Below are 8,864 nucleotides of genomic sequence, written 5' to 3'. Positions count from 1 at the left end.
TTTCGGAATAGTTCGGTTTTTCTATTTATCGTGTTTTGTTAATTTAGAGATTATTCGGCTTTATAAAGGAACCATTTAGTTATGTCCCAGCCTCTCTTTTTTATTTTACTGTATTGATTACTTGTACATAGTCTTTGCTCACGAAAGCTTTTCCTGTATACAGTTTATCAGAAAGGACCTCATACCAGCCGTTTGTAGCAGAGCTTGTAATGATAACTGGCATACCACTTCGTGCATATGTGAATAGTGGGTTAAAGCTAGTAGCTGCGCCTGTACGAACGTTTAAGCCGGTTGTTGTTGTTAGACCGATTGTGTATGGATTATTGGCATCCTTAAAGCCTAACGCCTTTTCAGCACGGTAATAGTGTCCTGCGATTTTTGCACCCCAGAATGGATCAGAAGCGTATTTTACGTTAAAGCCAAGAGCTTTTGAACCAACTACTGCACCGTTAGAAAAGTTTTTACCAGGTGAACCCCCTGGAGTAATGTAGTTTGGCTGTAGGAATTTATCAACAAGCTCATTGATATTGTCAGCTACACTATCAAACTTTTTGTTTAGTGGATTCGTATCATATACGTACAAACCGAATAGGTTATTTAAGTTTTGTGCATGATCACTCATACCATAAGCACTCTCATGCTGAGCAAGTGATAAAACAAGCATTGCGTTAATTTGCGATTTTGCTTCCACATCTTTCAATGTTTGCCCTAAACCTATTAACTTACTTTTCTTTGTAGCATCTTTATAAAGGCTGACTCCTGTACTCTCAACTTCTGCTAGCTTATTCATTATATAAGCATCTAGTTCTTGTGCCGTATATTGTGTTTGGGCACGGGCAGGTAAAAATTGATAGTAGTTATAGGCCTCACCATTAGAGGAGCCATTGCCGTTTGTGAAATAAACACCGTTCCAGCTATAGTATTTTTCGCCTGGCTTCATAAATGATGGCGCTTTTCCGAAAACATAGCTAGAAGAATACTTATTTGTATTGTAATCGTAGAGTGTATGTTTAATTTCACCATTTTCATTTGAATAGTAAGAACGACCTTTGCTCATTGAAAATGGGATTAATGAAACATCAGCATGTTTTAAGTAGCCGACTTGACCAGCTAATCGAACTTTTACTTGTATTGCATCACTACTGAGGTATTCCATTTCTGTATTAGCTGCAACTGCAATTGCGTCATTTATTGTTTCAGATTTTAGTGCTACATAATTGTTTGTAACAACGTAGCCTGAAGACATTTTCACAATTTTATCACTTTCAACGATAACCTGTGTGTTTTTTGTCACAGCCTTTTCAGCAGCTTCAAAGGTAGAGAAACCTTGATTACCAACTAGTGCGCCGTTTGAAATTTCCTTAATAGCGTATTTAGAGGAGCCGGTATTTGTATCGCCACCGTTAGTATCGCCACCGTTTGAGTTACCACCGTTAGTATCGCCACCGTTTGAGTTACCACCGCTAGTATTACCACCGTTTGAGTTACCACTGTTTGAATTGCCACTAGCATCTGGATCATCAGCAAGTTGCATTAAACGTAGAATAAACGAAGATGCTTGTCCAATAGTTGCATTTTTTACAGGCATAAAGTTGCCATTAGAGCCTTGAATGATTCCTAGTTGTGCACCTATAGCTACTGCTTGACGGTAGTCTTTAAATATAGCTGCATTATCCTTAAAGGTAATAGAAGAAGTACCTTTAGGAATGTTTAAATAATCGATAGCTCTCTCAAGCATAACCGCCATATGCTGTCTTGAAATAGCGGCATTAGGCTTAAATGAACCATCTCCGTAGCCTGTAATAATCCCAGCTGAAGCAGCAAGCTTAATATCCTTTGCATGTACATATGTATCTGGGACATCTTTAAAGACTATATCGCTTGCCGATTCAAGATTCATGGCTTTAGCTAAATAAGAAGCAAATTCTCCGCGTGTCACATTGTCATTTGGACGATAACTTCCTTTTGCATCTTTTACTAATGCATCTTTGGAAATTAAATAACGAAGACCCTGTTCATGTGAATGCCCTGTTAGTTCGTCAGCAGATGCCAGTTGTGGTTGCCAAAGAAGCATGCCGATTACTGTCATGAGCAAAGCAATAATTGATAGTTTTTTCATATTTTACCCTCCTAGACTTCTATATCATTTTAACAAAGTTATAGAGTAACGATAAGGGTCAAATGTTAGAAAAATCATAAAATGAGACTATATAAATAGTTTTCTTGACAATTCATATAAAACTAGAAAATAGCTTAAATGTTCCATGGATATTTTGACATATTTTTGATAGTGTTATAGAGGAAAGACATGTGAAGGGAGAGTTGAGAGCTCTATATTACTTAGGAGCGCAAAAAAAATGAAAAAAATAGCGAAAAATTTACTAGTTTTAGTTGTATTATTGTCAATGGTTGTTAGTCCGTTAAATGCTTATGCAGCCCAAACGGTCAAGAAGGATTATCCATTATCGAATGGTGTGCAGTATAAACAATATACATACAGCAGTACCAATACAAATTCTATTAATCATCTTGCTATTAATGTAGATGAAACGACAGAAGTACAATTAGGTATGCCCGCGAATGTCAATGGCAGAGAATCGACAGTAGCAAATGCTAATCGTAATTCACGCGAGGGGAATCGTGTAGTTGGTGCTATTAATGCAAGTTTCTTCGATATGTCTGCAGGTTTCCCATTATTTTTACTAGCAAAAGATAATGTTATTTTAAACGGTGGTGCTGTTTCAAACGGCTCCGATGAATATATGAATGTCCCTACAGCTTTCGGGGTTGCAGCAGATGGCAGTGGTGTCATTGACTATTTTGATTTTAATGTAACACTTTCTCACAAAGGCACAGACTATAAAATGTCAGGAATGAATCGTGCACGTAATATATATGAGGGGATTGTTTACACACCACAATTTTATAGTAAAACAACAAATACGAATGAATATGGTTTTGAAATCGTAGTAGATACAGGTGCTCCGATTACTGAAAACAAATTCGGTCAAACATTAACAGGGAAAGTTACACAAATTACACCATATGGATCAAAAGAAAAAATATCCATCCCATCAACTGGCTTTGTCGTATCATTACAAGGTGGGGATTGGCACAGTAAGCTAAGCCAAATTGCACTTGGAGATGAGCTGAGTGTTAACTTCGCTATTGATCAGCTTTGGCAGAATGCAAAATTTATTATGGCAAGTGGTCCGTATTTAGTAAAAGATAATAAACCTTACATTATGATGAGCACATCTAGTCAACGTGCAAAAGAGGTAACATCACGTACTGTTGTAGCGACAAGTAACAATGGAAAAACAGTACACTTTATTACGGTTGATGGAAAACAAAAACATAGTGCAGGTATGAATATGGTTCAACTTGCTAACTATTTAGTGTCGCTTGGTGTTGATCGAGCAATTAACCTAGATGGTGGCGGCTCAACAACGATGGGCATTCGAAATTATGGTAGTAATAATGTCGTATTAGCGAACCTACCATCTAATGCAGGCAATGCGCAACGTCTTGTGTCCGCAACATTACAAGCTGTAAGTACGGCACCAACTGGCAAAGGTGCATCTATTAAATATACGAACAGCACAAACTATGCAACTCTTATAGCAGGTGCTTCGTCTAGTATAGCAGTACAATATATTTTAGATGAAAACTATAATACGCTACCATTAGACGGTCGTGTATCACTAACATCTGAGAATAATACTTTAAAAGTTAACGGCTTGAACTATACTTCAACGACAGCTGGCAATGATCGCATTTTCATCAACCACGATGGCACACCTGTTGATTCATTCCAAGTAAAAGTAGTAGATGCTCCAGCAACAATGAACGTTGCACCGAAATCAAAAACAGTGAGCGCCGGCGAAACGGTCAAATTTACTATGGATGCTAAGGATGACGAGGGCAAACCTCTAGTTTACAATGCATCACAAGTGAAATGGTCTGTAGAAGGTAATATCGGTACCATTACTAGTGATGGTAAGTTTACAGCTCAAAATCCGGGTGCTACTGGTAAAGTAGTAGCGACTTTAGGAACAAAACGTGAAGAGGCTACGGTTACTGTAGCAAAAGCTGCGTTGTTTAAAGATATTCCGAATAATTATGTGTATTATAAAGAAATTGAGTATTTAACAAAAAATAATATCATTACAGGCCAAGCAGATGGCACATTTAGACCAAATGACAAGCTTACACGTGCACATGCAGCAGTTATTATTAGTCGCGCACTTGATTTAAATACATCAAACGTCAAAAATCCAGGCTTTAAAGATATTCCTGCGAATCACATGTATTATAAACAAATCGCAGCTGTAGTCGAGTCTGGTATTATGAGCGGTAAAGGCAACAATACCTTTGATCCAAATGGTACTTTAACAAGAGCACAAATGGCGAAGGTTGTAGCATTAGCTTATGATCTAAAAGGAACAAGCAGCATTAACTTTAAAGATGTATCGAAAGATCATTGGGCATACACATATGTTCAGCAGTTAGCTGCAAATAAAATTACAACTGGCTATGGTGATAACACCTTTAAGCCAAATGAAGCGATTAGTCGCGCTCATTTTGGATTATTCCTTTATAGAGCAATCAATCCATAATAGCAGTCCTTAAAGAAAGAACTTTGCATTTAAAAAATAGCAAACTAGTAGTTTTACATCTAGTTTGCTATTTTTATCTTTAAATAAAAAAAGTTGCTGAAGTTAGTGATATGGCTTGTAAATAGATATTTATTTAAAACCATATAAGTTGATTGGCGTGAAGGCTGGGCGACTCCTTAGGGATAAGCGACTCATCAGATGCCTCCAGGAAAGCACCTATCCGCAACGGAAATCAACCCTATGTTATGGTAATGAGCCAATTTTCACTATAATACAAGACTAGTAGTGACTTTTGAAACTCATCTTATTTTCACTATTTTTAAAAAGAACGAAAATGTTCAATTGTGGTATAATCTCAGTATTAAAAAGTAAAAGGATGTTTTTTAATGAAAATAGGCATTGTGGGGAATTACGGCAATGATAATAATGGTGATGAATCAATATTATACGGCATTCTTCAACAAGTAAAACAAACATTTTCGGTAACTAGTGATGACATTACCGTTTTTAGTAATAACACACAACAAACATCCGAACGTTATGGGGTACATAGCTATCCATTGTATTACAGAAAGAGTAATTTATTTAAAACGTTTATCCATACCTATAAAAATAATAAACAATATGTAGCACAATTTGACCTCCTCATCATTGGTGGTGGTGGTATTTTAATGGATTTTTATAAACGTGAGGCTCACCTGTATGGAGCGTATGCAATGATGGCAAAACAAAGTAATATTCCCTACATTATTTACGGATGTGGTGCTGGACCACTTGATACATTTTCTGGGAAAGTTAGTATTCGCGTGATGTGTCGTTATGCAGCAAATATCTCAGTACGTGATCCTCAGTCTAAAAAGCTTTTGCACAGTATTGGGGTGAAAAAGCCAATAGATATTATTGGTGATCCTGCATTTACATTAAAAGGGGATCGTCAACATTACGCCGAAAAACCAGTTAAAATAGGTGTATCAGCGGTTCCGTACTATAATGCAAACTATTGGCCAGAGGGAAATGTTGAAAAATATGATGCGTACGTTACAGGTATGGCGAAAAATCTAGATCAAGTAATTTCTGAGCATAATGTCAAAATTACATTTTTTGCTACGAAGTACCCGCAGGACGTCACTGTGACGAAAGATATTCAGAAAAAAATGCAACAACGTGCACATACTGAAATTATTGATGAAAATTTGGTGCCGGAGCGCTTACTTGATGTAACGGAGGAGCAGGATATTATTATCGGTACACGTCTGCACTCGCTTATTTTGGCAACAAATTCGGAAACTCCGATTATTGCGATATCCTATCATACAAAAGTACAGGATTTTATGTCCTTTGTGGGTGCATCAGATCGTTGCTTACAAATGCAGGATATAGAGGATAATGATAATGCTCTATCCACATTAGTTGGCAAACTAAGTAGCAATTGGGAGCAATCGATTGCGGAGACGAAACAAATTGCTACCCATATTCATAAAGAGGCCATGCATGGTCAGGAATTAATGAAAAAGGCAGTGACACGTCTATGAAAAAAATACTCGTCATTAGTAATATGTATCCAACATCTGATCATTTATCATTCGGTATTTTTGTGAAAAACCAAGTCACTGCACTTGAAAAGGCAGGACTAGACGTAGATATATCTGTTAATACTAATCCGGCAACAGGTAAGAAGAACACCATTATGAAATATACAAAATGGGGTTTATCGACATTGATGAAAGCCTTAAAAAACAGAAAGTCTATTGATGTCACACATGCACATTATGTGTTTCCTTCTGGTATGCTGTCGCTCCTATTAAAGAAAATGTTTGGTATACCATTTATCGTTACAGCACATGGCGGCGATATTGAGCGTATGGCGAAGAAGAACACAAGAATTCGCAATTGGACAGCGAGTATTTTACGTGAAAGTGAACATATTATCGCAGTAGGTCCAGTCTTAGCTCAACAAATTGAACAAGATTTTGGCATTGAACGCGATAAAATCTCTGTCGTTAGCATGGGTGTGAATCGTGAGGTTTTCACAAAAGGAAATCAAGAAGCTGTGTGCAAAGAACTACAGTTAGCATCTGAGCCATTCAGATTTTTATTTGTAGGAAATGTTATTAAGCAAAAAGGCGTTGAGGAGCTGTTACAGGCTTTCCAAATGCTAAAAACAAAAGTATCTCGTCCTTTAGAGTTAAATATTGTAGGTTCTAGAAGGAATCAAGCATTTTTCCAATCCTTGCAACCATTAATCAGCGAAGACGTCAAATTTATAGATCCACTAAAACAACAAGAACTAGTGAAGTGGTTCCAAGCAAGTGATGTCTTTGTATTACCATCCCATTTAGAAGGTTTTGGATTAGTGGCATTAGAGGCATTAGCGACAGACACACCTGTTATTGCTTCAAGTGTAGGTGGACTTGTATCTTTGCTTGGGGAAGGCGCAGGGCATTTAGTGGAGCCCGAAAACGCTATGGTTTTATCTGAGGAGATGCTGCGTGCCGTGAACACGCCAACAGAACAATACATGAATCGTGAAGCGGTCGACAAGGTATTAGCCATTCACGATGAAAAAAATATAACAGCTCGCTGTATAGCGATTTATAAGTCGGCCATTGAAGGTGGGGATGACTTATGAAAAATTTTTTTAAAGTAATCGGGGCAGTTGCGATTATTAATATTGTAGCTCGTGTTTTTGGATTCTTACGCGAAGTGATTATTGCTTCACAATATGCCAGTAGCCATATTGCTGATAGTATTTTCACAGCTTATACAATTCCAAATTTTTTATATCTAGTCGTAGGTGGTGCATTTACTACTGCCGTCATCACTATTTATAATCGGGAAACAACGGACCGTGCACTATTTGTCAAACAGTCCTTTACAATTGTTTTGTTAACCGTTTCCATAATGACCATTATAATGTTAGCATTCACTAATCCAATTATGGACATGTTTAATCAAGCTAAAGCCGAGAAGGGCAAATTAAGTCAAAGTGATTTAGATTTAGCTAAAAATCTGTATTATTGGATGATGCCTTCGTCAATCTTACTCGTATTATCCTCATGGTATAGTGGATTGCTAAACGCAAATCATAAATTTCATTTGTCTAGCTTTGCCATTTTGATTTATAATGCAATCTTTTTAGTTATTGCTGTAGCTTTATCTAAAATTCCAAGTATCGACGCAATTGGATATGGTATCAGTGCATTAGTCAGTGCAGTAATAATGGTATATTTCTTAATTATCGGCTATCGTAAAATGGGTTCGTATAAGGTTGGTTTTTCATTTGAACGTAATGCTGCATCAAAGCAATTGTGGGTAATGATTTTACCTATTATGCTCGGTGGCGCTACCATTCAACTTTATGCATTATTACAGCGTGTATTTGCAGGAATGTTATCTGATGGGGCAGTTGCTTCTGTAAACTATGCCTCAAGGCTTATGCAATTTCCACAAGCAATTTTAATTACAGCAGTAACGACTGTTATCTTTCCAATTTTGAGTCAAAAAGAGGCAGAGAATGACCATGCTTCCATAAAAAGCTTATACTCAAAAGGGTTACATTATCTATTGTTGTTACTTTATCCTGTAACAATCTACTCATATTTTTACTCAGAGAATCTTATACAGGTTGTTTATGAACGAGGTAATTTTGATGCGCTTTCAACTGCAATTACTACACCAGTACTGGCAATCTTCTGTTTATCGATGTATTTTTTAGCAGCGAACATGTATATAACGCGCTTTTATTACGCAAAGGGTGACTCAATGGCACCTGTTATCTTCAGCTTAATAAATGTATTCGTTGTTAACATTGCCGTTATTATGCTGCTTGTCGATAAGTGTGGAGCTGAAGCAATTGCATGGGGTACATTAGTGAGTTCAGTAACGAACTTTATTATGCTGATTATTTATGCAGCCTCTAAATATGACTTGAAAATGGGGATTTTTAGCAAAGAGCTTCAATTTTTCAAAGCAGTTCCACCAATGATCATTATCACGATTGTTTTGTATTTTTCAAGCAAGTTTTTAATATTTGAGAATAGATGGATAACATTTATTGTAGGACTTGCTATTTTTAGTGCAGTCGTTGTCGGCTCCTATTTAATTTTTGGTGTTAAGGAAGTAAAAGAATTAAGCGATAAGCTAAAACGGAAGTTTTTAAAATAATTTTAGAAGTGAGTATCTTTATATTGTTAAAGATACTCACTTTTTTATCATTTTGTTTTTTTTATGTAAAACTCCATTCAT

5 protein-coding genes are annotated in these 8,864 nt (G+C 36.7%); 4 read left to right on the top strand and 1 reads right to left on the bottom strand.

The window, feature by feature from the left end:
* Positions 1 to 100: 100 nt before the first annotated feature.
* Complete coding sequence (locus tag ACQKOF_RS11175) at positions 101 to 2,119, bottom strand: S-layer homology domain-containing protein (RefSeq protein WP_427556727.1); 2,019 nt, start codon at positions 2,117 to 2,119, stop codon at positions 101 to 103.
* Positions 2,120 to 2,357: 238 nt separating this feature from the next.
* Here ACQKOF_RS11175 and ACQKOF_RS11170 point away from each other — a divergent pair, with 238 nt between their 5' ends.
* The 4 genes from ACQKOF_RS11170 to murJ all read left to right on the top strand — a co-directional run bounded on the left by ACQKOF_RS11170 (position 2,358) and on the right by murJ (position 8,783).
* Entirely contained in the window at positions 2,358 to 4,619 is a 2,262-nt protein-coding gene (locus tag ACQKOF_RS11170) for an S-layer homology domain-containing protein (protein ID WP_427556725.1), read from the top strand.
* Positions 4,620 to 5,005: 386 nt separating this feature from the next.
* Positions 5,006 to 6,151, top strand: a complete 1,146-nt coding sequence (locus ACQKOF_RS11165; protein WP_427556723.1) for a polysaccharide pyruvyl transferase family protein — start codon at positions 5,006 to 5,008, stop codon at positions 6,149 to 6,151.
* Positions 6,148 to 7,248: a glycosyltransferase gene (locus ACQKOF_RS11160; RefSeq protein ID WP_427556720.1), complete on the top strand. Its 1,101-nt coding sequence runs from the start codon at positions 6,148 to 6,150 to the stop codon at positions 7,246 to 7,248. The genes ACQKOF_RS11165 and ACQKOF_RS11160 overlap by 4 nt, the downstream gene beginning before the upstream one ends.
* A complete protein-coding gene (murJ, locus tag ACQKOF_RS11155) occupies positions 7,245 to 8,783 on the top strand; it encodes a murein biosynthesis integral membrane protein MurJ (protein ID WP_427556718.1) in 1,539 nt (512 codons plus the stop codon). The genes ACQKOF_RS11160 and murJ overlap by 4 nt, the downstream gene beginning before the upstream one ends.
* Positions 8,784 to 8,864: the final 81 nt, after the last annotated feature.

It is taken from the genome of Lysinibacillus sp. NPDC093190 (genome assembly GCF_050280425.1).
Taxonomy (GTDB): Bacteria; Bacillota; Bacilli; order Bacillales_A; family Planococcaceae; genus Lysinibacillus.
This window is presented reverse-complemented; position numbering and strand designations above follow the sequence as displayed.